General features: G+C 70.3%; 21 protein-coding genes. 10 read left to right on the top strand and 11 right to left on the bottom strand.

Annotated elements, in window-relative coordinates; all coding sequences use genetic code 11:
- Positions 1-43 precede the first annotated feature (43 nt).
- Positions 44-1,228 (top strand): hypothetical protein, encoded by a 1,185-nt coding sequence (locus ACZ7P3_RS21270; RefSeq protein WP_472083819.1) that lies wholly within the window; start codon positions 44-46, stop codon positions 1,226-1,228.
- On the opposite strand, the gene ACZ7P3_RS21265 is transcribed toward ACZ7P3_RS21270, so the two are convergent.
- Both ACZ7P3_RS21265 and ACZ7P3_RS21260 read right to left on the bottom strand, forming a co-directional pair.
- Positions 1,148-1,390, bottom strand: a complete 243-nt coding sequence (locus ACZ7P3_RS21265) for a DUF397 domain-containing protein (RefSeq protein WP_472083817.1) — start codon at positions 1,388-1,390, stop codon at positions 1,148-1,150. The two genes, ACZ7P3_RS21270 and ACZ7P3_RS21265, sit on opposite strands and share 81 nt — an antisense overlap.
- Complete coding sequence (locus tag ACZ7P3_RS21260) at positions 1,387-2,172, bottom strand: Scr1 family TA system antitoxin-like transcriptional regulator (RefSeq protein WP_472083815.1); 786 nt, start codon at positions 2,170-2,172, stop codon at positions 1,387-1,389. The genes ACZ7P3_RS21265 and ACZ7P3_RS21260 overlap by 4 nt, the downstream gene beginning before the upstream one ends.
- A gap of 142 nt (positions 2,173-2,314) precedes the next feature.
- On the opposite strand from ACZ7P3_RS21260, the gene ACZ7P3_RS21255 reads away from it, so the two are divergent.
- Complete coding sequence (locus ACZ7P3_RS21255) at positions 2,315-2,734, top strand: ATP-binding protein (RefSeq protein WP_472083813.1); 420 nt, start codon at positions 2,315-2,317, stop codon at positions 2,732-2,734.
- An 18-nt stretch (positions 2,735-2,752) separates the two neighbouring features.
- Here the strand turns inward: ACZ7P3_RS21255 and ACZ7P3_RS21250 are convergent, their stop codons facing one another.
- The gene (locus tag ACZ7P3_RS21250; protein WP_472083811.1) at positions 2,753-3,139 is read right to left on the bottom strand and encodes a VOC family protein; all 387 of its coding nucleotides are present in this window, start codon (positions 3,137-3,139) and stop codon (positions 2,753-2,755) included.
- Between the two features lie 73 nt (positions 3,140-3,212).
- Here ACZ7P3_RS21250 and ACZ7P3_RS21245 point away from each other — a divergent pair, with 73 nt between their 5' ends.
- From ACZ7P3_RS21245 to ACZ7P3_RS21235, 3 genes are all read left to right on the top strand, one after another.
- Positions 3,213-4,163 carry a helix-turn-helix transcriptional regulator gene (locus ACZ7P3_RS21245; protein ID WP_472083809.1) on the top strand — a complete coding sequence of 317 codons (951 nt, stop codon included), beginning with the start codon at positions 3,213-3,215 and terminating at the stop codon, positions 4,161-4,163.
- Positions 4,164-4,307: 144 nt separating this feature from the next.
- Complete coding sequence (locus ACZ7P3_RS21240; protein WP_472083807.1) at positions 4,308-6,206, top strand: P-loop ATPase, Sll1717 family; 1,899 nt, start codon at positions 4,308-4,310, stop codon at positions 6,204-6,206.
- Positions 6,207-6,228: 22 nt separating this feature from the next.
- Positions 6,229-7,707, top strand: a complete 1,479-nt coding sequence (locus tag ACZ7P3_RS21235; protein ID WP_472083805.1) for a serine/threonine-protein kinase — start codon at positions 6,229-6,231, stop codon at positions 7,705-7,707.
- A 72-nt stretch (positions 7,708-7,779) separates the two neighbouring features.
- Here ACZ7P3_RS21235 and argS read toward each other — a convergent pair whose 3' ends face one another.
- Positions 7,780-9,543 carry an arginine--tRNA ligase gene (gene argS, locus ACZ7P3_RS21230; protein ID WP_472083803.1) on the bottom strand — a complete coding sequence of 588 codons (1,764 nt, stop codon included), beginning with the start codon at positions 9,541-9,543 and terminating at the stop codon, positions 7,780-7,782.
- A gap of 210 nt (positions 9,544-9,753) precedes the next feature.
- Here argS and lysS point away from each other — a divergent pair, with 210 nt between their 5' ends.
- On the top strand, positions 9,754-11,496 hold the full coding sequence (lysS, locus tag ACZ7P3_RS21225; protein ID WP_472083801.1) for a lysine--tRNA ligase: 1,743 nt from the start codon (positions 9,754-9,756) through the stop codon (positions 11,494-11,496).
- 87 nt (positions 11,497-11,583) lie between these two features.
- Here the strand turns inward: lysS and ACZ7P3_RS21220 are convergent, their stop codons facing one another.
- The 3 genes from ACZ7P3_RS21220 to ACZ7P3_RS21210 all read right to left on the bottom strand — a co-directional run bounded on the left by ACZ7P3_RS21220 (position 11,584) and on the right by ACZ7P3_RS21210 (position 14,850).
- Positions 11,584-12,819, bottom strand: coding sequence for a DUF2637 domain-containing protein (locus ACZ7P3_RS21220; RefSeq protein WP_472083799.1), 1,236 nt, complete (start codon positions 12,817-12,819; stop codon positions 11,584-11,586).
- 99 nt (positions 12,820-12,918) lie between these two features.
- On the bottom strand, positions 12,919-13,842 hold the full coding sequence (locus ACZ7P3_RS21215) for a DUF3558 domain-containing protein (protein ID WP_472083797.1): 924 nt from the start codon (positions 13,840-13,842) through the stop codon (positions 12,919-12,921).
- 126 nt (positions 13,843-13,968) lie between these two features.
- Positions 13,969-14,850, bottom strand: a complete 882-nt coding sequence (locus ACZ7P3_RS21210) for a DUF3558 domain-containing protein (protein ID WP_472083795.1) — start codon at positions 14,848-14,850, stop codon at positions 13,969-13,971.
- A gap of 215 nt (positions 14,851-15,065) precedes the next feature.
- On the opposite strand from ACZ7P3_RS21210, the gene ACZ7P3_RS21205 reads away from it, so the two are divergent.
- The 3 genes from ACZ7P3_RS21205 to ACZ7P3_RS21195 all read left to right on the top strand — a co-directional run bounded on the left by ACZ7P3_RS21205 (position 15,066) and on the right by ACZ7P3_RS21195 (position 16,937).
- Complete coding sequence (locus ACZ7P3_RS21205) at positions 15,066-16,259, top strand: RtcB family protein (RefSeq protein WP_472083793.1); 1,194 nt, start codon at positions 15,066-15,068, stop codon at positions 16,257-16,259.
- Positions 16,260-16,320: 61 nt separating this feature from the next.
- Positions 16,321-16,641 carry a hypothetical protein gene (locus tag ACZ7P3_RS21200; protein ID WP_472083791.1) on the top strand — a complete coding sequence of 107 codons (321 nt, stop codon included), beginning with the start codon at positions 16,321-16,323 and terminating at the stop codon, positions 16,639-16,641.
- A complete protein-coding gene (locus ACZ7P3_RS21195) occupies positions 16,629-16,937 on the top strand; it encodes a hypothetical protein (RefSeq protein WP_472083789.1) in 309 nt (102 codons plus the stop codon). Before ACZ7P3_RS21200 ends, ACZ7P3_RS21195 begins: the two co-directional genes overlap by 13 nt.
- Positions 16,938-16,949: 12 nt before the next feature.
- Here ACZ7P3_RS21195 and ACZ7P3_RS21190 read toward each other — a convergent pair whose 3' ends face one another.
- The 3 genes from ACZ7P3_RS21190 to ACZ7P3_RS21180 are packed head-to-tail and all read right to left on the bottom strand — an operon-like array spanning position 16,950 to position 18,308.
- On the bottom strand, positions 16,950-17,144 hold the full coding sequence (locus ACZ7P3_RS21190) for a hypothetical protein (RefSeq protein ID WP_472083787.1): 195 nt from the start codon (positions 17,142-17,144) through the stop codon (positions 16,950-16,952).
- Positions 17,144-17,920, bottom strand: a complete 777-nt coding sequence (locus ACZ7P3_RS21185; RefSeq protein ID WP_472083900.1) for an SDR family NAD(P)-dependent oxidoreductase — start codon at positions 17,918-17,920, stop codon at positions 17,144-17,146. The genes ACZ7P3_RS21190 and ACZ7P3_RS21185 overlap by 1 nt, the downstream gene beginning before the upstream one ends.
- Before the next feature lie 49 nt (positions 17,921-17,969).
- The gene (locus ACZ7P3_RS21180) at positions 17,970-18,308 is read right to left on the bottom strand and encodes a YnfA family protein (protein ID WP_472083785.1); all 339 of its coding nucleotides are present in this window, start codon (positions 18,306-18,308) and stop codon (positions 17,970-17,972) included.
- A gap of 439 nt (positions 18,309-18,747) precedes the next feature.
- On the opposite strand from ACZ7P3_RS21180, the gene ACZ7P3_RS21175 reads away from it, so the two are divergent.
- Positions 18,748-19,227, top strand: coding sequence for a MarR family winged helix-turn-helix transcriptional regulator (locus tag ACZ7P3_RS21175; RefSeq protein ID WP_472083783.1), 480 nt, complete (start codon positions 18,748-18,750; stop codon positions 19,225-19,227).
- Between the two features lie 319 nt (positions 19,228-19,546).
- On the opposite strand, the gene ACZ7P3_RS21170 is transcribed toward ACZ7P3_RS21175, so the two are convergent.
- On the bottom strand, positions 19,547-19,951 hold the full coding sequence (locus ACZ7P3_RS21170) for a winged helix-turn-helix transcriptional regulator (RefSeq protein WP_472083781.1): 405 nt from the start codon (positions 19,949-19,951) through the stop codon (positions 19,547-19,549).
- Positions 19,952-20,053 lie beyond the last annotated feature (102 nt).

The following is a 20,053-nucleotide window of genomic DNA, read 5'->3' as shown; positions in this document are numbered from 1 at the left end:
CTGAGGTCCTCTTCAGTGGTGACGCCGTGGGGAAGGAAGGACCGTGCGCGGGCGCTATCCGGTGCGCTGGCACCTCGTGCTGCTCACCCTGTGGACGGCAGGCTGGTTCGTCGTGGCCGAACGCCATGCCGCCGTCTCCTGGCACTACCTGAGAACCGGGGAGCAACTGCTCTTCAACCAGGTCCCCGGCGGCGGCCTGGCGCTCTACGCCAACCACCCCGAGCTGCAGATCGGCCCGGTCAGCTTCCTGGTCGCCGGCGTGTTCGCACCCTTCCCGGCCGACCTGGGCGAGAAACTCGCCGACGCGTTCATGTCCGGCCTGGGCCTCTACATGCTGGTCCTGGTCGGCCGCGCCGCCGCCGGCCACTACCGGGGCACCGGCCTCAACCACAGACGCCTGCAGCAGCGTGTCCTGGTCGCCGGAGCGGCCTTCATCCCCATGTGGGTGGAGGTCTCGGTCCGCTTCGCCCACCTCGACGACGTCCTCGCCCTGTTCTTCACCACCCTCGCCGTCCGCGCGCTGGTGCGCGGCAACGCGACGGCGGTGGGCGTCTTCCTGGCCCTGGCGGTGGACTCCAAACCGTGGGCGGTCGGTTTCCTGCCCCTCCTGCTGGCCCTGCCCCGCCCCGCCCGCCTGCGCTCCGCCGCGTGGGTTGCGGGCCTGGTGGCCGCCGCGTGGCTGCCGTTCTATCTCACCCACCTGGAGACGCTGGCCGCGGCCCGCTTCACCATCCCCAACCAGCCGGCCTCGTCGCTGCACTGGTTCGGCGTGGACGACGCCGCGACCCCCTGGTGGGACCGGCCCGCCCAGATGGCCCTCGGCCTGGGCCTGGGCGCACTGGCCGTCCGCCGCAACCGCTGGCCCGCGGTCGTTCTGCTCGCCGCCGACGCCCGCATCGTCCTGGACCCGAGCGTCTACACGTACTACAACGCCTCGGTCCTCCTCGGCACCCTGATCTGGGACTCCATAGGCCAACGACGGCTGGTCCCCTGGGTCAGCTGGATCGCCCTGATCTCCCTCTACGGCAGCGCCCTGCTGATCCCCTCCGACTCCGCGCAGGGCCTCATCCGTCTCGCCTTCGCCGCAGGCTCCGCCGCGTACGTCCTCTGGTCGCCCCGGAGGGCGCCACGCGGCGGGCCGGGCAGGTCACTTGAGGAAACCGGTGAAGGCGTCCCAGGCAGCGGGGGCGAGGTGCAGGGTGGAGCCGTCGGCGGGGTCGTTCTTTGAGTCACGGATGTGGATGGTGTGGGGGCAGGCGGCGACCTCGACGCACTCGCCGCCTTCGTCACCGCTGTAGCTCGACTTCCGCCAAGCGACGGCCACTTCGAGGCACTGGCCGCCTTCACTGCTGCTGTAGGTCGATTTGAACCACTGAGGTGTGGTGCTCATTGTTCTCCTACCAGACTGTCCAGCAGGCCCTTTGATTCCAGGGGAGACAAGGCCTGTGCTCGCAGCATCGCATACTTGCGCGCGAGGATGGACACCTCATCTGCGTCGGAAACCCATTGGCTGCCGCGCTGGCCCTCAATGTAGGCCAAGTGCTGGTGGTCCGGGGTCTCCAAGAGGACGAAGGGGCCGTTCAGCCCGGCATGAGACGGGCAGGCAAGTGGCAGGAACTGCAAGCAGATTCCCGGCAGTTCGACAGCTTCACGAAGGTGGCGCAGTTGGCCGCCTCGGACCTCTGGGCCACCGATGGCCAGGTGCAGTACTGGCTCCCAGACGACGAAGCTGACGGTCGGCGGGGCTTTGCGACGCAGGATGTCCTGACGGCCGATCCGCCCGGCTACCTTGGTTTCGATCTCGTCCTCTTCGTAGGCGGGAACGCGCTCGCGAAGGACTGCTCGGGCGTACGACTCGGTCTGGAGTAATCCAGGTAGCACCTGGTTGGCATAGAGCGACAGGGCAACGGCCTCGCGCTCATGCGCCATGTACTCCTCGGCCCACAACGGAAACTGGTCCACCTCCGGCAGGTTCGCCACCCCCGCCGCCAGCGTCCCCTTCGTCCCCAGGAACTCGTCGAAGATCCCGGCGATGTCCAGCTTCAGCGACCGTCGGCCCTGCTCGATCGACGCGATCGTCTCCTCGTTGATGTTCAGGGCGACGCTGAGGCCCGACTGGCTCAGACCCGCCGCCCGGCGCGCCGCAGCCAGTTGACGGCCGAGCATCTTCATGGCCGACTGGTTCTTCCGAGAAGTCGTCATGCTGCTGAACTCCCACGCGTGCCCGTGCCCGACCCCCGCGCAATCCCGTACAAACACTTTGTACGGGATCACGTACTGATCCAGGCTAGTCACTCTGCGCGACAGTCGCCCCGTGAATGGCGAAACCGAACTTCTCTACCAGCGCGACCAGTTCTATGGTCGCGCCCGCCGATCCGTGCCCGCCGCCAGGCGGTTCGCCGACTGGTCCCTGACCTACTGGGGTCTGGCGGAATGGGAACGCACCGCGGATGTGTCGCTCTGCGTGAGCGAGTTGGCCACGAATGCCCTGCGGCACGGGGCGCCGCCGGGACGCGGGTTCCTGTTGCGGCTGCGGTACGACGGGCGGGTCGTACGGGCCGAGGTGCATGACAGCGGGTCCGGGGTGCCGAGGGTCGCCGACGAACCGGACGAGGGCGGGCGCGGGCTGCTTCTCGTCACCGCGCTCAGCGACAAGTGGGGGGTGGCCGAACGCAACCCCGGCAAGCTGGTGTGGTGCGAGTGGTTCCGGGACGCGCCGGGGCAGCGGCGGTGACCGGCGGCGCCCGGGGCGTCAGACCAGGGTCGTGATGCAGAACGGGTGGCCCGCCGGGTCCAGCAGTACGCGCCAGCGGTCCGGGGACGGCTGGAAGTCGGGCTTGGAGGCCCCCAGGCCGAGCAGCCGCTTCTCGGCGAGGTCCAGGTCGTCCACCCCCAGCTCGATGTGCGCCTGCTTCTCCTGGGCCGGGTCCGGCCAGGTGGGCGGGCGGTAGTCGGCCAGGCGGTTGAAGCCGAGGCCGGCCGCGCCCTCCTTGCCGAGCAGGACGAAGTCGTCGGTGGAGAAGAGGACGGGGAAGCCGAGCAGTTCGCCGTAGAAGCGGGCCATTTCGGCGGGGTCGGCGCAGTCGAAGGTGACGGCGGCGTAGCGGAAGGCGGGTGCGGAGGAGGTCTCTGTGCTCATGGGGACAACGGTAGAACCCGACCAGGACAGTTCCGGTCCTGGTTGTGGTGGTGGGTGTGCCAGACTTTCCGGCGTGATCGGCGCTTCCGCCCGCCTGCTGCGGCTGCTGTCTCTGCTCTCGTCCCGGCCGTCCTGGACCTGCGCGGAACTGGCCGCGCGCATGGAGGTCACCGACCGCACGGTCCGTCGGGACGTCGCCCGGCTCCGGGAGCTCGGCTACACCGTCGACTCCGAGGCCGGGCCGTGGGGCGGATACCGCCTGCGCGCCGGGTCCCGCGTGCCGCCGCTGATCCTCGACGACGAGGAAGCGCTGGCCGTGGCGGTGGGGCTGCGTGCGGCGGCGCTGAGCGACGCGCTCGGCGGCGACCAGGCCGCGCTGTCCGCGCTGCTGAAGCTGCGCCAGGTACTGCCCCGGCGCATCGCGGACCGCCTCGGTGAGCTGGACGACGCCTTCGTGCGCCTGCCCGGGGCCGACGCGGGGCAGATCAGAGCGGGCCTGCTGCTGGAGCTGGCCACGGTCTGCCGGCAGGGGGAGCGTGCCCGGCTGTCGTACACCGACGGGGAGGGGCGCACCACGGTCCGGGACGTCGACCCGTACCGTCTCGTCCACACCGGACGGCGCTGGTACTTCGTCGCGCGGGACGTGGCCCGGGGGCAGTGGCGGACGTTCCGCGCCGACCGGGTGGACCGGGTCCAGCCGACCGGGCGCCCGGTGGAGATCACCGACCCGCCGGATCCCGCACTGCTGGTCTCCCGCAACATCGCGATCGGCCCCTATCCGCTGTCCGCGACCGTCCGTCTCCCGCTCCCGCTGGACCGGGCGCTGCGGCTCGTCCCCGCGACCGTCGGCACGCACCGGCCCGACGGCCCGGACGCGACCCTGGTCGACATCGGCGGCCCCGACCCGGACGGCCTGGCCCGCTACCTCCTCGGCCTGGGGACGCCGCTGAAGGTCCTCGCCCCGGAGGAGGTGCGGCAGGCCCTGGTCCGGCGCACCCGGGAACTCCTCGGCGCCCATGAGTGACGGCGAAGCGGCTCGGGTCGCCGGCCCGGCGGGGCACCGGAGAACGTGCCCGGGGGAAACGCGTGAGGTGCGCGTTCCCGGTCTGCCGGGCCGTCCCGCTCGATACCGTGTCTCCAGGACGACGGCGACTTCTTGGGGGGCGGGATGGCCGACGAGCCGCTGCTTGCGCGTGTGCACTTCGGACGTGAGGATGCCGAGCGGGATGTGACCGACGACGGATACGGTCTGCTGCTGCGCGGCGGCTTTCTGCCCACCGCGGCCTACAACGCGGCCGTACGCGGGCGGAAGATGCTGATCATCGGCCGCAAGGGGTCCGGGAAGAGCGCCATCTGCATGCAGTTGATGGCGGACGGGGCGGGGCTCGCCGGGAGGGCACTGGTCAGCCCGGACGAGACGGCGGGCGAAGAGATCCGGCGGTTCGAGTTACAGGGGCTGCAGGGCGGCTCGGCGAAGGCGCTGATCTGGCGGTACGTGTTCGCCGTGCACGCCGCCCGGCATCTGGCCGCACACGCGAAGGACGCGCACGGGCGCAAGCCCGACTCGGTGAAGGCGCTCCTGCGGTTCCTCAAGCAGAACGGCGAGCTGGGCGGCGACGGGCTGGCGGACCGGCTGGCGAAGGGGGCCAAGGGGCTGCAGACCTCCTTGTCCCTGGAGGCGTTCGGGATCAAAGCCGGGCTCGGCCTCGGGCAGGCGTCGTCGGAAGGGGCGCGGGCCCAGCACCAGCTGGACGTCGTCGAGCGAGGCGTGGAGCGCGCCTTCGCCGATCTCGGGTGCGCTGCGGCGCACGAACCGCTCCTCGTCATGGTCGACCAGCTGGAACTCGTCTGGTCGGCCGAGCCGGACAGCAACGCCATGGTGATCGGACTGCTGCTCGCGGCCAAGCACGCGGCGAGCCGCTACGGGCGGTCGGTGCGGTTCCTGCTGTTCCTGCGGGCGGACATCTACGACTCGCTGTCGTTCGGCGAGGGCGACAAGTTCCACGGGGACGAGCTGCGGATCACCTGGACGCAGGAGGCGCTGCGGGATCTCGCGCTGGCCCGGGTGCGGGCCGCCACCGGCGTGGAGCTGACCGCCGACCAGCTGTGGCGCGGGGTCTTCCCGCCGGTCGTGGCGGGCGAGGAGATGCCCGACTACGTCTTCCGTCGCTGTCTGGCCCGGCCCCGGGACGTCATCCAGTTCCTCAACCTCTGCCAGGACACGGCCGTGAACCGGGGCCGGGACCGGATCACCGAGCAGGACGTCCTGGAGGCGGAGTTCCAGTTCTCCGCGTGGAAGCTGAAGGACCTGTCCCTGGAGTACCAGATCACCCACCCGTTCCTGGAGAACCTGTTCCCGCTCTTCCAGAACCAGGGCTACGTCGTCTCCCGCGCGGCACTGCACAGCAGGTTCGAGGCGGCCGAGGACACCTTGCACCGGCAATTCCCCGCCTACGCCGAAGCACTGACCCTCTCCGGGATCATCGACGTCCTCTACGACGTGGGCTTCCTCGGCGTGCGGCGCGGCAACGACGTGGTATTCACCGGAGGCCACTACCTGCCCGTGCAGCCGCACGAGACCGAGTTCCACATCCACCCCTGCTTCCGGGCGGCGCTCGGCACACGCAGTGCGATCGACCTGCGCCGCTACGAGCGCGCCGTCGCGGTCGACCGCCTCAGGCAGGGCAACTTCTTCGGCTCCGCCGCGGTCAGCTACCCGAACCGGGACGACCGGGTGCTGCAGGAACTGATCCGCTCCTGCCACTCCGTCCTCGCCCAGACCGGGCGCGCCGTGGCGCTCACCCAGGCCGCCCGGGACGAGATCACCAGGGAGCTCAACCGCGTCCTCGACGACGTCAACGCGCTCCCCCAGGGCGCCGCGCCGGTCGACGGGGACGACCAACTCCTCGCCACCGCCCACTACTTCACCGCACTGTCCGCGCAGCTGACGGCCAGCGGCCTCACGGACGGCGCGCAGGAGGTCGCGCACCGGCTGGACGAGGAGGCCCGGCGGCTGCGCCGGCTGGCCGGCGGCTCCTTCGGCAGCACATTCAACTCGGCCCTCTGAGACGGCCTGAGGGAGGGCACAGATGCAGGGCGAACTGATCGCCGGACGGTTCCGGCTCGGCGAGCGGCTCGGCGCGGGCGGCATGGGCGAGGTGTGGGCCGCGCAGGACGAGCGGATGGGGCGGGACGTCGCGGTCAAGCTCGTCCATGCGATGTTCGGGGCACAGGAAGACACGCATGACCGGTTCCGGCGCGAGGTGCAACTGGCGGGGCAGCTGCACCATCAGAACATCGTCACCGCGCACGACTGGGGTGAAGCGTCGGTCAACGGGCGCCCCACCCTGTTCCTCGTCATGGAGCTGGTGCAGGGCGTGTCCCTGCACCGACGGCTCAAGGAGTCGACGCCGCACTGGCCGCTCGCCGTCGGGTGGGCCGCGCAGATCGCGGAGGCGCTGCAGGCCGCGCACCGCAAGGGCGTGGTCCACCGGGACATCAAGCCCGCCAACGCGATGCTCACGGCGGACGGCGTGGTGAAGGTCCTCGACTTCGGGGTCGCGAAGTTCATGGGGGAGACCCTCGGCGCCCGGGAACTCACCGCCACGGGCACGCCGATCGGCTCCCCGCTGTACATGTCTCCGGAGCAGGCCGAGGGCGCCCGGGAGATCGACCACCGCAGCGATCTCTACTCCCTGGGCTGTCTCCTCTACCACGCGGTGACCGGCAGACCACCCTTCACCAGCAACGTCCAGTGGGCCGTCCTCCGGATGCAGATGGAGGACACCGCGATCGCCCCGGCGGCGATGGTCGAGGGACTTCCCGCCGCCCTGAACGCCCTCATCCTGCAGCTGCTCGCCAAACGCCCGGAAGACCGTCCGGCAGACGCGGCGTCCGTCTGCGAATTCCTGAGCACCCTCCTCGCCGATCACGCGGTGACGGAGCCCGGCGGGAACATCCTGGACATCACGCAGCTGGGACACCGGCACTCGGTGGCGGGCCGGATCCTGAAGCGGGCGTGGGAGCTGTTCCAGCGGACGGAGCGGAACAGGGAGCAGGCCGAGCAACTGCACGCCGACGCGATCGCCGAGAGCGACTCCCTGGTCGAGAACGCCCGGGCGCAGGTGGACGAGCTGCTCGCCGGCGCCCGCCGTGACGCTGCCCAGATGATGAATTCGGCCGCCGAACGCTGCGACGCGCTGATCAAGGCCGCGGACGAGCAGCTCGCCGAGGCACGGGCCGGGGCCGTGGCGGTCCACCGGGCCCGGCTCACCTTGGAGGAGCGCAAGCGCGAACTGGAGATCCTCGCCCGGCGCCGCGAGGACATCGACGCCGAGATCGAGAAGGTCACCGCGCAGTTGTTCGCGCCGGAGCCCCAGCTTTCCGAGGAGGCCCTCTACCAGGTCTTCCGCCGGTCGATCGACGGCAGCTACCCGACCGCCGACCGGCTGCTGAAGAACGTGGAGGCGGCCTACGGCATCCTGCTGCCGCAGCCCGACGCCGCGCGCCTGGTCAACCGCTTCATCAACCGCCACGCCGCGGAACTGCAGGAGGACCACATCGCGTAGGCGGCCGGGGTGCCGGAAGAGAACCCGGAGTCCGCCTCGCGGGATCTCCCCCCGGCCCCGGTCACCGATCCGTCAGAGCTTTTCCGGTGTCCTGATTCCCAGCAGGGCCATGCCCCGGTGCAGCGTGCGGGCCGTGACGTCGCAGAGGAAGAGGCGGTTCTCCACCTGCTCCGGCGTCTCGGCCTTCAGGACCGGGCACTTGTCGTAGAACGACGTGTACAGGGACGCCAGCTGGTACAGGTACGCGGCCAGCTTGTGCGGGGCGTACTCCGCCGCCGCCTCCGTCACCGTCTCCGCGAAGGCGTCGATGTGCAGGCCCAGCGCCCGCTCGGCGTCCGCCAGCGCCAGCGCCGGGTGCGCGGCCGGGCGGACCTCGCCGGCCTTGCGGAGGATGGACTGGATACGGGCGTACGCGTACTGGAGGTAGACGGACGTGTCGCCGTTCAGCGAGACCATCTGGTCCAGGTCGAACTTGTAGTCCCGGTTGGCCGACGTCGACAGGTCCGCGTACTTCACCGCGCCGATGCCCACCTGGGTGCCCCGCTCGGCGATCTCCTCCGCGGACAGGTCCTGGGCCTTCTCCCGGACCACGGCCGAGGCGCGCTCGATCGCCTCGTCCAGCAGGTCGACCAGGCGGACCGTCTCGCCCTCACGCGTCTTGAACGGCTTGCCGTCCTTGCCGAGGACCGTGCCGAACGCCAGCTGGAACGCCGTGACGTCGTCGTTCAGCCAGCCGGCCCGGCGGGCGGTCTCGAAGACCATCCGGAAGTGCAGGGCCTGACGGGCGTCCACCACGTAGAGGAGGTTGTTCGCCTTGAGGTTGAAGACACGGTCGCGGATCGCGGAGAGGTCGGTGGCCGCATAGCCGTAGCCGCCGTCGGACTTCTGGACGATCAGCGGGACCGGGTTGCCCTCCGGGCCCTTGATGTCGTCGAAGAAGACACAGAGCGCGCCCTCGGAGCGGACCGCGACGCCCGACTCCTCCAGCAGCCGGCAGGTCTCGGCCAGCATGTCGTTGTAACCGGACTCGCCGACGATGTCGGGGTCCTGGATCTCCATGTCCAGCTTGTCGAAGACGGAGAAGAAGTAGATCTTCGACTCGTCCACGAACTTCTGCCACATGGCCAGGGTGTGCGGGTCGCCCGCCTGGAGGTCCACCACCCGGCGCCGGGCCCGCGTCTTGAACTCCTCGTCGGAGTCGAACAGCCTGCGCGCGGCCTTGTAGAGGCGGTCGAGGTTCGACATCGCCTCTTCGCCGCTCACCCGGGTCTCCTTGTGGTCCAGCTCGTGCGGGTGCTCGTCCAGGTACTGGATGAGCATGCCGAACTGGGTGCCCCAGTCGCCGATGTGGTGGCGCCGGACCACGTTCTCACCGGTGAATTCCAGCAGCTGGACCACCGCGTCACCGATCACGGCGGAGCGCAGGTGGCCTACGTGCATCTCCTTCGCCACGTTCGGCTGCGCGTAGTCGATCACCGTCGTGCCCGGGTGCGCCGCATGCGGCACGCCGAGGCGGCCCGTCTCGTCCGCGTACCGCGCGGCCAGGTTCCCGGTGATCGCCCTGTCCGCGATGGTGATGTTCAGGAAGCCGGGGCCGGAGACCTCGATGTCCTCGATCATGTCACCGGTGACGACCTGGGAGACGACCTGGGTGGCCAGCTCCCGCGGGTTCGCCTTCGCCTTCTTGGCGAGCGCCAGGATCCCGTTGGCCTGGAAGTCGGCCCGGTCGCTTCGTCGCAGCAGCGGGTCCGCGCCGGCGGCCTCCGGCAGGGAAGCCGAGAGGGCGGACGCGAGGTGCTGCTGGACGGAATCGCTGAGGGACGTGACCGAGGCCATAGGAAGGGGTGCCGTTCTCCTCGTGGGGATGGATAGACCCGGCCAGTATCCCACGGGGGGTAAAGCGAATTTTCCGGTCGGTGACTGAACGCCGGGCCCGGACAGCCCGTCCAACGCGGTGAAAAGGCGTTTTCGTGGTTGTGGCCCCACCTGGGACAATAGAGCGGTCAGCCGTGTGACCGCACCGGCTGCCCGAGGAGAGAGAAGGACGTGCCGATCGTGGCTCAGAGCACCGAGACCACCGACTGGGTCTCCCGTTTCGCGGATGAGGTCATCGAGGAGTCGGAGCGCCGGGCCCCGGGCAAACCGGTCGTCGTAGCGTCCGGTCTCTCCCCCTCCGGACCCATCCACCTGGGCAACCTGCGCGAGGTCATGACCCCGCACCTGGTCGCCGACGAGATCCGCCGCCGCGGCCACCAGGTCCGGCACCTGATCTCCTGGGACGACTACGACCGCTACCGCAAGGTGCCCGAGGGCATCGCCGGGGTCGACAAGTCCTGGGCCGAGCACATCGGCAAGCCGCTGACCTCGGTCCCGGCCCCGAAGGGCTCCGCCCACCCGAACTGGGCCGAGCACTTCAAGGCCGCCATGGTCGAGGCGCTGGCCGAGCTGGGCGTGGAGTTCGACGGGATCAGCCAGACCGCGCAGTACACCTCCGGCGTCTACCGCGAGCAGATCCTGCACGCCATGAAGCACCGCGGCGACATCGACGCGGTCCTCGCCCAGTACCGGACGAAGAAGGCTCCCGCCAAGAAGCAGCAGCAGAAGGCCGTCGACGAGGCCGAGCTGGAGGCCGAGGAGGGCTCGGGCGCCGCCGCCGAGGACGACGGCAGCTCCGGCTCCGCCGGGTACTTCCCGTACAAGCCGTACTGCGGCGGCTGCGACAAGGACCTGACGACCGTCATCTCGTACGACGACGACACCACCGAGCTGTCGTACACCTGCACCGCCTGCGGCTGCTCCGAGACCGTCCGGCTGAGCGAGTTCAACCGCGGCAAGCTGGTCTGGAAGGTCGACTGGCCGATGCGCTGGGCCTACGAGGGCGTGATCTTCGAGCCCTCCGGCGTCGACCACTCGTCCCCGGGCTCCTCCTTCCAGGTCGGCGGGCAGATCGTCGGCATCTTCGGCGGCAAGCAGCCCATCGGCCCGATGTACGCCTTCGTCGGCATCTCCGGCATGGCGAAGATGTCGTCCTCGCGCGGCGGCGTGCCCACCCCGGGCGACGCCCTGAAGATCATGGAACCGCAGCTCCTGCGCTGGCTGTACGCCCGCCGCAGGCCCAACCAGTCCTTCAAGATCGCCTTCGACCAGGAGATCCAGCGGCTCTACGACGAGTGGGACAAGCTGGCGGGCAAGGTCGCCGACGGCTCCGCCCTGCCGGCCGACGTCGCCGCCCACACCCGCGCCGTCGGCAACGCCGCCGGTGAGCTGCCGAAGACGCCGCGCCCGCTGCCGTACCGCACGCTCGCGTCCGTCGCCGACATCACCGCCGGACACGCGGACCAGGCGCTGCGCATCCTCTCCGAGCTGGACCCGGAGCAGCCGCTGTCCTCCCTGGAGGAGGCACGCCCCCGGTACGACAAGGCCGAGGCGTGGATCAACTCCCACGTCCCCGCCGACCAGCGCACCATCGTGCGCGAGGAGCCCGACGCCGAACTGCTGAAGTCCCTCGACGAGGCGTCCCAGCAGTCCCTGCGGCTGCTGCTCGACGGGCTGGCCGACCACTGGTCCCTCGACGGGCTGACCCACCTCGTGTACGGCGTGCCCAAGGTGCAGGCCGGGTTCCCGGCCGACGCCACGCCCAAGGAGCTGCCGCCGGAGATCAAGACGGCCCAGCGCTCGTTCTTCGCCCTGCTGTACCACCTGCTGGTCGGGCGGGACACCGGTCCGCGGCTGCCCACGCTGCTGCTCGCCGTGGGACAGGAGCGGGTGCGGCGCCTGCTCGGCGAGTGACCTGACCCGAGACAAAAAGGGGGGCCCTCCGCCGGAGGGCCCCCCTTTTTTGTCTCTTCCGTTTTTTGTCTCTTCCGTGCGCCTGCGCTATGCGATGTGGTCTTCCTGCAGCTCCGCCGTGTGGCGGTTGGTGAAGCGGTTGACCATGCGTTCGGCGTCGCGCTGCGGCAGCGAGATGCCGAACGTCGCCTCCACGTCACCGCGGAACTGGCCCGCGGTCGGGTAGCTGCCGTCGATCGACTGCCGGAAGACCTGGTAGTAGGCCTCCTCGTCCGGCTTCACCGGGGGCGTCCCGCCGCCCTCGCCCAGCTCCCGGGTCCGGTTCGGGCCCACCGGGATCGGGAAGCTCCCGGTCTCCTCCGACGGGGAGGGCTGCTGGAACTGCTCCGGGGGCTGTTCCTCGTACCAGTCCTCGTACTGCTCCTCAGGCAGGTACTGAGGCTCCGGCGGCGGTTCGTAAGCGGGGTCGTAGTCCCCCTGGTAGTCGACCTCGCGCGGGGCCTGGAACCAGGGACTCTCCTCGTCCTGGACGGCGTCCGCCTCCCCCGTGCGCTGACGGGGCAGCTCGGGGCGCTGCTCGGGGCGGGGCGCCGCCTGCTGGGGGACGGGCGCCGCCACGGCGGCACGGCCGTCCGGGACCACCGGCGGCAGGAGCGCCGGTTCGATCCCCGCCGCCGCCAGGCCCGCCGGGGCCGTCTCCGCGAGCGGAACGCCGTAGCGGGCCAGACGCAGCGGCATCAGGGACTCCACCGGAGCCTTGCGGCGCCACGCCCGGCCGAAGCGGGCGTGCAGCCTCGCCTGGTAGACGAGACGTTCCTGCTCCAGCTTGATCACCTGGTCGTAGGAGCGCAGCTCCCACAGCTTCATCCGGCGCCACAGGAGGAAGGTCGGGACCGGGGAGAGCAGCCAGCGGGTGAGCCGGACCCCCTCCATGTGCTTGTCGGCCGTGATGTCGGCGATCCGGCCGATGGCATGCCGGGCCGCCTCGACGGCGACCACGAACAGGATCGGGATCACGGCGTGCATGCCGACACCCAGCGGGTCCGGCCAGGCGGCGGCGCCGTTGAAGGCGATCGTCGCCGCCGTCAGCAGCCACGCCGTCTGGCGCAGCAGCGGGAACGGGATACGGATCCAGGTCAGCAGCAGGTCCAGGGCGAGGAGCACACAGATACCTGCGTCGATACCCACCGGGAACACATAGGAGAAGTTCCCGAAGCCCTTCTTGATGGCCAGTGCGCGGACGGCCGCGTACGAACCGGCGAAGCCGATGCCGGCGATGATCAACGCACCGGCCACGACCACGCCGATGAGTATGCGGTGCATCCGAGTCAGCTGCATTGGCGCGGCCACTCGTAATCCCCTCCCCTTGCGTGTTGTTGCGCGCAACAGAGTGGCATACGCAGGAGGCGGACGTGACGCCGGTCAGTCCTTCTTGGCGCCCGACTTCGACGCGGACGCGCTGGGGGAGGCCGACTTCGACGGCGACTTCGAGGGGGACTTGGCCGACGGCTTGGACGCCGGCTTCGACGGAGCGGCCGACCCCGTGCCGGACGAACCGCTCCCGGAACCCTTGCCGTTGGAGGACGAGACGGTCGCGATGACCTCCTTGACCGCCTTCTCCGCAGCCTTGGTCAGATCGTCGGCGCTCGGCGTCTTCTCACCCGCGAGACCGGCACCGTTGTAGTCGAGCGTGACGACGACGTTCTCGACCCGGGCCACCACCGTCTGCTGCTTGAAGGCGCCCTCCTTCTTCTTCAGGTCGTAGTGCACCGCCGTCGCCTCGTCACCCGTGCCCGCGACCGGCTCCGACTTGGCGTTCTTCGCGCCGGACACGGTCTGTGCGTCCTTGATCTGCTGCGCGTAGTAGGCGTGCGCCTGCTCGTTGCCCGAGCCGCGGCTCGCATCCGAGTCGAAGCGCAGCAGGGAGATGTTCAGCCAGCGGAACTGGGAGCCCTTGACCCCGTTGTTGTCCAGACTGCTCCACGAGCAGGACGAACGGGTCTTCACATCGTCGGAGCTGCCCGCCTTGCCCGAGGTGTCCTTCGGTACGAGGTCGCCCAGGGTCTTCTTCGACAGCACCGCGCACGGCTCGGGCAGCGACTGGAACACGGCCGGCTGCACACTCGGCGAAGCGTCGGCCGAGGGCTGCTGCGACGCACTGCCGCCGGGGGTCTGCTCGGCGCTCGCGCCGCCCTTGTTCTTGTCCTTGGAGTCGCCGCTGTCCGAGGAGCAGGCGGCGGTGATCAGGACCGCGGGAACGGCTGCCGCGCAGACAAGAGCGCGGCTCAGGCGCTTGGCACGCTGATCATGCTGGGCACGGTCGTCTCGCTGGGCTGCTCGCTGCATGGTTCCTTCACTCGTGACGCTCGGTGTTCGTGCGGGTTCCTGCGGGGCCACCGTACGCGGTGAAGGAGCTGCGCGGTCTCCGTTCGCACGCTTTGAAGGTGACGGCCGAGGGCGCCCCGGCGGAGGTCAGCCGTTGAGCGCGTCGTCCAGCCCCGAGGCCAGATTCCTGGCCCTGTCCTGCATTTCTTTGCTGTCCGGGACCGTGCCGGTGGCCATCGGCTGCTCCGCGTACTCGATGGTGACGACGACGTTCGACGTGCGGAACACCACAGTCACCGTCCGCTGTTCGGCCGTCGAACCGGCGCTGTCGAGCTGGTCGTCCAGATACGCCTCGTCACCGAGATCGGTCAGCACGCGGGGCTGGAGGTCGGCCGGGGCGCCATCCGAGGGGGAGCCGGAGGGGGAGCCGCCGGGGGCGCCCGTGGGAGAACCGGACGGGGCGGCGGGGGAGGCGGGGGCGGCGGGGGAACCCGAGGCGCTGTCGGACGAGGTCGCCGAGGAGGAGGGGGACGCCGTGTCGCCCGCCGTGGCCGTGGGTGTCGCGGTGGTGGCGCTGGGCTCGGGAAGGTCGGCGGCCGTCTCCATGTCCTGGAACAGCTTCTTCGCCTGGTCGTCGTCGCTGACCGTGTTGTCGTACGACACCACGCGCTCGAAGTCGACCGAGAGGCGGTCGGTGGCGTCGGCGGACTCCACCTTCCAGTGACAGCCCACCTTGCGGTCGGTGTTGTAGGTGAGCGTCGCGTCGCCCTGGTACGCCTTGTCCCGCTGCTCCGGATCGCTGATCTGCTTGATGCCGGGCAGCAGGGAGTCGAGGGTGTCGTGGTCGACCGCGCCGCAGGGCTCGGGAAGGCTGCGGTACTTGCCCGGCTGGGCCGCCACCGTCGCCGTACCGGCGTCGCCCGGGTTCGCGTCGTCCGTCGAGCTGTCGCTCCCGGACCCGCTGGTGCAACCGGCCAGCAGCGCCGCGAGGAGGGCGGCTGTGCCGGTTACGTACGCCTTCCGCTGCACGGTCGGGCTCCTCTCGACGGTGTGTGCTCGCTCGGTGATCGAGTGTCCCCGCTGGTTATTCGCTTGCCGCAGCGGGGCGCTCCCTGGAGACAATGTGTATCGCACGCACCGCCGCGGACGCCGGTCCCTTGTCCCTTTTCGTAGACCTTGTCGCCGCTTTTGCGTTTTGCTGCTCTTAAGCCTTTTGTTGTTGTTTCCGGGGGAATGAGGAAGACATGTCGTACGTAGAGATGCCGGGTGCCAAGGTACCGATCCGGATGTGGACGGACCCCGCGACGGTCGAGGACGTGGCCCTGCGCCAGCTCCAGAACGTGGCCACCCTGCCGTGGATCAAGGGTCTGGCGGTCATGCCGGACGTCCACTTCGGGAAGGGCGCGACGGTCGGTTCGGTCATCGCGATGCAGGGCGCCGTGTGTCCCGCCGCGGTGGGCGTCGACATCGGCTGCGGAATGTCGGCGGTGAAGACGTCGCTGACCGCGAACGACCTCCCGGGAGACCTGTCGCGCCTGCGCTCGAAGATCGAGCAGGCCATTCCGGTGGGGCGGGGGATGCATGAGGATGCCGCGGACCCTGGGCAGTTCCACGGGCTGGCGACCGCCGGGTGGGACGACTTCTGGAAGCGGTTCGACGGGATCGCCGACGCGGTGAAGTTCCGGCGGGAGCGCGCGGCTCTGCAGATGGGCACGCTCGGATCGGGGAATCACTTTTGTGAGATTTGCATAGATATGTCCGGTTCGGTGTGGCTCATGCTCCACTCGGGATCCCGGAACATCGGCAAGGAGCTCGCCGAGCACCACATCGGCGTGGCCCAGAAGCTCCCGCACAACCAGGGCCTGGTCGACCGCGACCTCGCCGTCTTCGTCGCGGACACCCCGCAGATGGCGGCGTACCGCAACGACCTGTTCTGGGCGCAGGAGTACGCCAAGTACAACCGCACCCTGATGATGGCGCTCCTGAAGGACGTGATCCGCAAGGAGTTCAAGAAGGCGAAGCCGGCCTTCGAGCCGGAGATCTCCTGTCACCACAACTACGTGGCGGAGGAGCGGTACGAGGGCATGGACCTGCTGGTCACCCGTAAGGGGGCGATCCGGGCCGGGTCGGGGGAGTACGGGATCATCCCCGGCTCGATGGGGACCGGCTCGTACATCGTGAAGGGTCTCGGCAACGAGAAGGCCTTCAACTCCGCGTCGCACGGCGCAGGCCGGCGCATGAGCCGGAACGCCGCGAAGAAGCGCTTCTCGACGAAGGACCTGGAGGAGCAGACCCGGGGCGTGGAGTGCCGCAAGGACTCCGGCGTCGTGGACGAGATCCCGGGCGCCTACAAGTCCATCGACCAGGTCATCGACCAGCAGCGGGACCTGGTCGAGGTGGTGGCGAAGCTGAAGCAGGTCGTCTGCGTGAAGGGCTGAGCCGTTCGCGCACCGGCGGACCGGAACCGTTCCGGTCCGTCGGGGTGTCTACGCGATTGCCATGCAACTTTCCGCAACGGGGGCCGAGTTGACGAAGCGCACGCGCAGACATGCGGGGATATGGGCCGCCGGCCTGGTGGTGGTCGTCGGAAGTCTGCTTGCCGGGTGTTCGGACAGCTACAACGACAAGCGCGGCAAGGGGGACGCCCCGGTGCAGGGGCGGGCGGGGGACGACACTCCCGCCGAGGTGTTCAACATGCCGGACGGGTTCGGGAATCTGGCCACCAAGTGTGTGGGGCACGGGTTCCGGGCCTATGTGACGACGAATGCCGACGCGCCGTCGAACGTGCAGATCGTGGAGGACAAGGCGTGCGCCCGCTGATCCGGGCCGTCCTCGGGGTGGTGCTGGTCGTCGTGGCGGCTTCCGGGTGTTCCCAGGAGCACTACGACGAGCGGGGGAAGGGCGATGCGCCGGTGGCGGGCCGGGCCGGGGAGGACTCCCCGGCCGAGGTCTACAACTTTCCCGACGGCTTCGGGAATCTCGCCACCAAGTGCGTGGGGAACGGCAAGCGGGGCTATGTCACCACGAAGGCCTTCCGGCAGGAGGGCGAGGACGACGTGAAGATCATTCCCGCTCATGCCGTCGTCGTCGACGACCCCGGGTGCCGGACGCCCTGACCGGCCCCTGGTTCATTTCGCGTGGTGCACCGCGTAGATCATCACGAACGCCACGACGTGGATGCCGAAGAGGAAGTAGGCGAGGAAGTACCAGACCTGGCGTTCGTTCTTCGTCTCCTGGACCAGGCGGCGCTTCTCGGCCGAGTCCGCGGCGCGGTCCGCGGTGAGGTCCGCGACGGGGTCCGCGGTGACGTCCTCCCCGGGCATCACAGCTCCCGGTGGACCTTCGTGTTGGAGGCCTGGGCGCGCGGGCGTACGACGAGGAGGTCCACGTTGACGTGGCTGGGGCGGGTGACCGCCCAGGTGATCGTCTCCGCGACATCGTCGGCGCTGAGGGGCTCGGCCACCCCCTGGTAGACCTTCGCGGCCTTGTCGGTGTCGCCGCCGAAGCGGGTCAGGGCGAATTCCTCGGTCCTGACCATGCCGGGGGCGATCTCGATGACGCGCACCGGCCGGCCGACGATCTCCAGGCGGAGGGTCTCGGCGAGGACGTGGGCGCCGTGCTTGGCGGCGACGTAGCCCGCGCCGCCCTCGTAGGTGCCGTGGCCCGCGGTGGAGGAGACCACGACCACCACGCCGTCGCCGCTCGCCTCCAGCTTCGGCAGCAGGGCCTGGGTGACGTTCAGGGTGCCGAGGACGTTCGTCTCGTACATCGTGCGCCAGTCGGCCGGGTCGCCGGTGGCCACCGGGTCGGCGCCGAGGGCTCCGCCGGCGTTGTTGACCAGGACGCCGATGGTCTTGAAGGCCGTGGCGAACTCGTCGACCGCCGCGCGGTCCGTCACGTCCAGCTGGTACGCCGTCGCCGCGTGGCCGGCCGTGGTGAGTTCCTCGGCCAGGGCCTCGATGCGGTCCTTGCGGCGGGCGGTGAGGACGACGCGGTACCCGGCCGCGGCGAGCTGCCGGGCCGTGGCGGCGCCGATGCCGCTGCTCGCACCCGTGACGACGGCGATGCGGGAGGCGGCGGACGGGGCGGCGGTGGCCATGGGCTGCTCCTGGGAGAGAGGTGGGCGCTCCATCCAGGGTAGGCGAGCCTCAGCTTCCGTTCCGTGGCGCCCACATGATCACGGCCATGCCGGCGAGGCAGATCAGGGCCCCGGTGATGTCCCAGCGGTCGGGCCGGTAGCCGTCGGCGACGACGCCCCACAGGATCGAGCCGGCCACGAAGATCCCGCCGTAGGCGGCGAGGATGCGGCCGAAGTGGGCGTCCGGCTGGAAGGTGGCGACGAAGCCGTAGGCGCCGAGGGCGAGCACTCCGCCGGTGATCCACAGCCAGCCGCGGTGCTCGCGCACGCCCTGCCAGATCAGCCAGGCGCCGCCGATCTCGAACAGTGCGGCGACGACGAACAGAGCGGCGGATCGGAGGACCGGCATGGGGAGCAGCTTCGCATGCGGGAGCGGTGTCACCTGTTGGAGGGCGCTCGGCGGCCGGTCCACGTGGCATACATCGGTACGGCGTGCGGGCGTGCGGGCGTGCGTGCGGGCGGGCGGGCGTGCAGGCGTGCAGGCGTGCAGGCGTGCCGGAGGGCAGGCGCGGCACGGTACGGCGTGCCGGAGGGCAGGTGCGGCACGGCGGCGGGACGTACGGGATGCCGGAGGGGACGTACGGGATGCCGGTGGGGAGGTGCGGCATGCCGGCGGGATCTGCCGGACACGGGACGACAGCAGAGGCGGGGCGGGGGTTTCGGCGGACCGGGACCGCACGGACGACCAGCCGGCGGTGCCGGTGCTCGGCGCCGGGGACGCGTACGCCTTCCGAGGGGCCGCAGCCGTCGTACGATCGCTGCACCACGCAGACGAAGGGGAGTGCGGCATGGCCGGGAACGGGACCGGGCGGTCCGGGCTGCTGGCGGAGCTGTCGGTGGTGGCCCGGCGGTACATGGCCTCGTACGCCCTGTTCAACCAGGCGGTCGCCGACCGGATCGGGCTGCACCCCACCGATCTGCAGTGTCTGAACCTGCTCACTCTGGAGGAGGGGCCGGTCACCACGGGCCGGGTCGCGGAGCTGACGGGGCTGACGACCGGGTCGGCGACGCGGCTGGTGGACCGGCTGGAGCGGGCCGGCTATGTCGTGCGGCGGCGTGATGCGGCGGACCGGCGGCGGGTGCTGGTGGTGACCGTGCCGGAGAAGATCGCCGAGTTCGGCCGGATGTGGGACTCGCTGTCCGGTGACTGGTCCCGGATCTTCGACGAGCTGGACGACACCGAGCTGGCCACGATCGTCCGGCACATGGAGCGGACGGTGGAGTTCGGCGGCGAACAGATCGCCCGGCTGCGCGAGGGCCGGTCCTAGCCGGCCGGTCGCGGGAGCGTCCTGCCGATCACTGCGCGCGGGGCGGCAGGAGGTCCGGCGGAGATCGCCGAGAACGGCTCTGCGGCTTCGGCAGGGCGGTCTGTCGGCGGCGTGACGTCGTCGAACGCCGTTTCCGCAGGCCGGGCAGTGGCGTGGCGTCGTCCGCCCGCCGTCCGAAGCGACCCGGCCGCTGTCTCGCCGTCGGCATCCACGCCGGCACCCGCGGCGGCACTCTCGCCTGCACCCCCGTCCGGCCCGACGCGTGATCGACGGAACGTCACCTGCGCCGGACCCGGGCCCCGGTCCGCCGGGGCGGGGCTCAGGCGGGGTTGTCGCGGTCGTACTCCTCGCGGGCGGCCTGTACTTCGTCGAAGTGGGTTTCCGCCCAGTCCTTCACGGCGGTGAGCAGGCCGGCGAGGCTGTGGCCGAGCGGGGTGAGGTCGTAGTCGACCCGGACCGGGACGGACGGGGTGACCGTGCGGGAGACGAGGCCGTCGCGTTCCAGGGTGCGCAGGGTCTGGGTGAGCATCTTGGGGCTGACGCCGGGGATCCGTCGGCCGATGTCGCTGTAGCGCCGGGGGCCGGTGTAGAGGGCGGAGACGACGAGGCTGACCCATTTGTCGCTGAGCCTGCCGAGCAGCTGGTTGGTGGGGCAGTCGCGCAGGAAGGCGTCGTAGTCGATACGGGCCTGCTCGCGGCGCTGGGCGGCGGTCATGGTCGCCATGGGCTCTCCTCCGGGTCTCCTACGCACTCCGAGGTAACTCCTTACGAATGGATAGTAGCTCTCCTAGGGTTGTCACTGCGGCGGAGAAACTGCCGCAAGTCC

Source organism: Streptomyces sp. NPDC107581, from assembly GCF_055657175.1.
Note: the sequence above shows the minus strand (reverse complement) of the source record. Positions and strands in the feature narration are given on the sequence as shown.

Coding starts and splice junctions, on each gene's coding strand:
- ACZ7P3_RS21235 (WP_472083805.1), top strand. CDS start 6,229: ATGCAGGGCGAACTGATCGCCGGACGGTTCCGGCTCGGCGAGCGGCTC.
- ACZ7P3_RS21185 (WP_472083900.1), bottom strand. CDS start 17,920: ATGGCCACCGCCGCCCCGTCCGCCGCCTCCCGCATCGCCGTCGTCACG.
- ACZ7P3_RS21250 (WP_472083811.1), bottom strand. CDS start 3,139: ATGAGCACAGAGACCTCCTCCGCACCCGCCTTCCGCTACGCCGCCGTC.
- ACZ7P3_RS21260 (WP_472083815.1), bottom strand. CDS start 2,172: ATGAAGATGCTCGGCCGTCAACTGGCTGCGGCGCGCCGGGCGGCGGGT.
- argS (WP_472083803.1), bottom strand. CDS start 9,543: ATGGCCTCGGTCACGTCCCTCAGCGATTCCGTCCAGCAGCACCTCGCG.
- ACZ7P3_RS21215 (WP_472083797.1), bottom strand. CDS start 13,842: ATGCAGCGAGCAGCCCAGCGAGACGACCGTGCCCAGCATGATCAGCGT.
- ACZ7P3_RS21200 (WP_472083791.1), top strand. CDS start 16,321: ATGCAACTTTCCGCAACGGGGGCCGAGTTGACGAAGCGCACGCGCAGA.
- ACZ7P3_RS21265 (WP_472083817.1), bottom strand. CDS start 1,390: ATGAGCACCACACCTCAGTGGTTCAAATCGACCTACAGCAGCAGTGAA.
- ACZ7P3_RS21180 (WP_472083785.1), bottom strand. CDS start 18,308: ATGCCGGTCCTCCGATCCGCCGCTCTGTTCGTCGTCGCCGCACTGTTC.
- ACZ7P3_RS21190 (WP_472083787.1), bottom strand. CDS start 17,144: ATGCCCGGGGAGGACGTCACCGCGGACCCCGTCGCGGACCTCACCGCG.
- ACZ7P3_RS21175 (WP_472083783.1), top strand. CDS start 18,748: ATGGCCGGGAACGGGACCGGGCGGTCCGGGCTGCTGGCGGAGCTGTCG.
- ACZ7P3_RS21220 (WP_472083799.1), bottom strand. CDS start 12,819: ATGCACCGCATACTCATCGGCGTGGTCGTGGCCGGTGCGTTGATCATC.
- ACZ7P3_RS21170 (WP_472083781.1), bottom strand. CDS start 19,951: ATGGCGACCATGACCGCCGCCCAGCGCCGCGAGCAGGCCCGTATCGAC.
- ACZ7P3_RS21205 (WP_472083793.1), top strand. CDS start 15,066: ATGTCGTACGTAGAGATGCCGGGTGCCAAGGTACCGATCCGGATGTGG.
- ACZ7P3_RS21240 (WP_472083807.1), top strand. CDS start 4,308: ATGGCCGACGAGCCGCTGCTTGCGCGTGTGCACTTCGGACGTGAGGAT.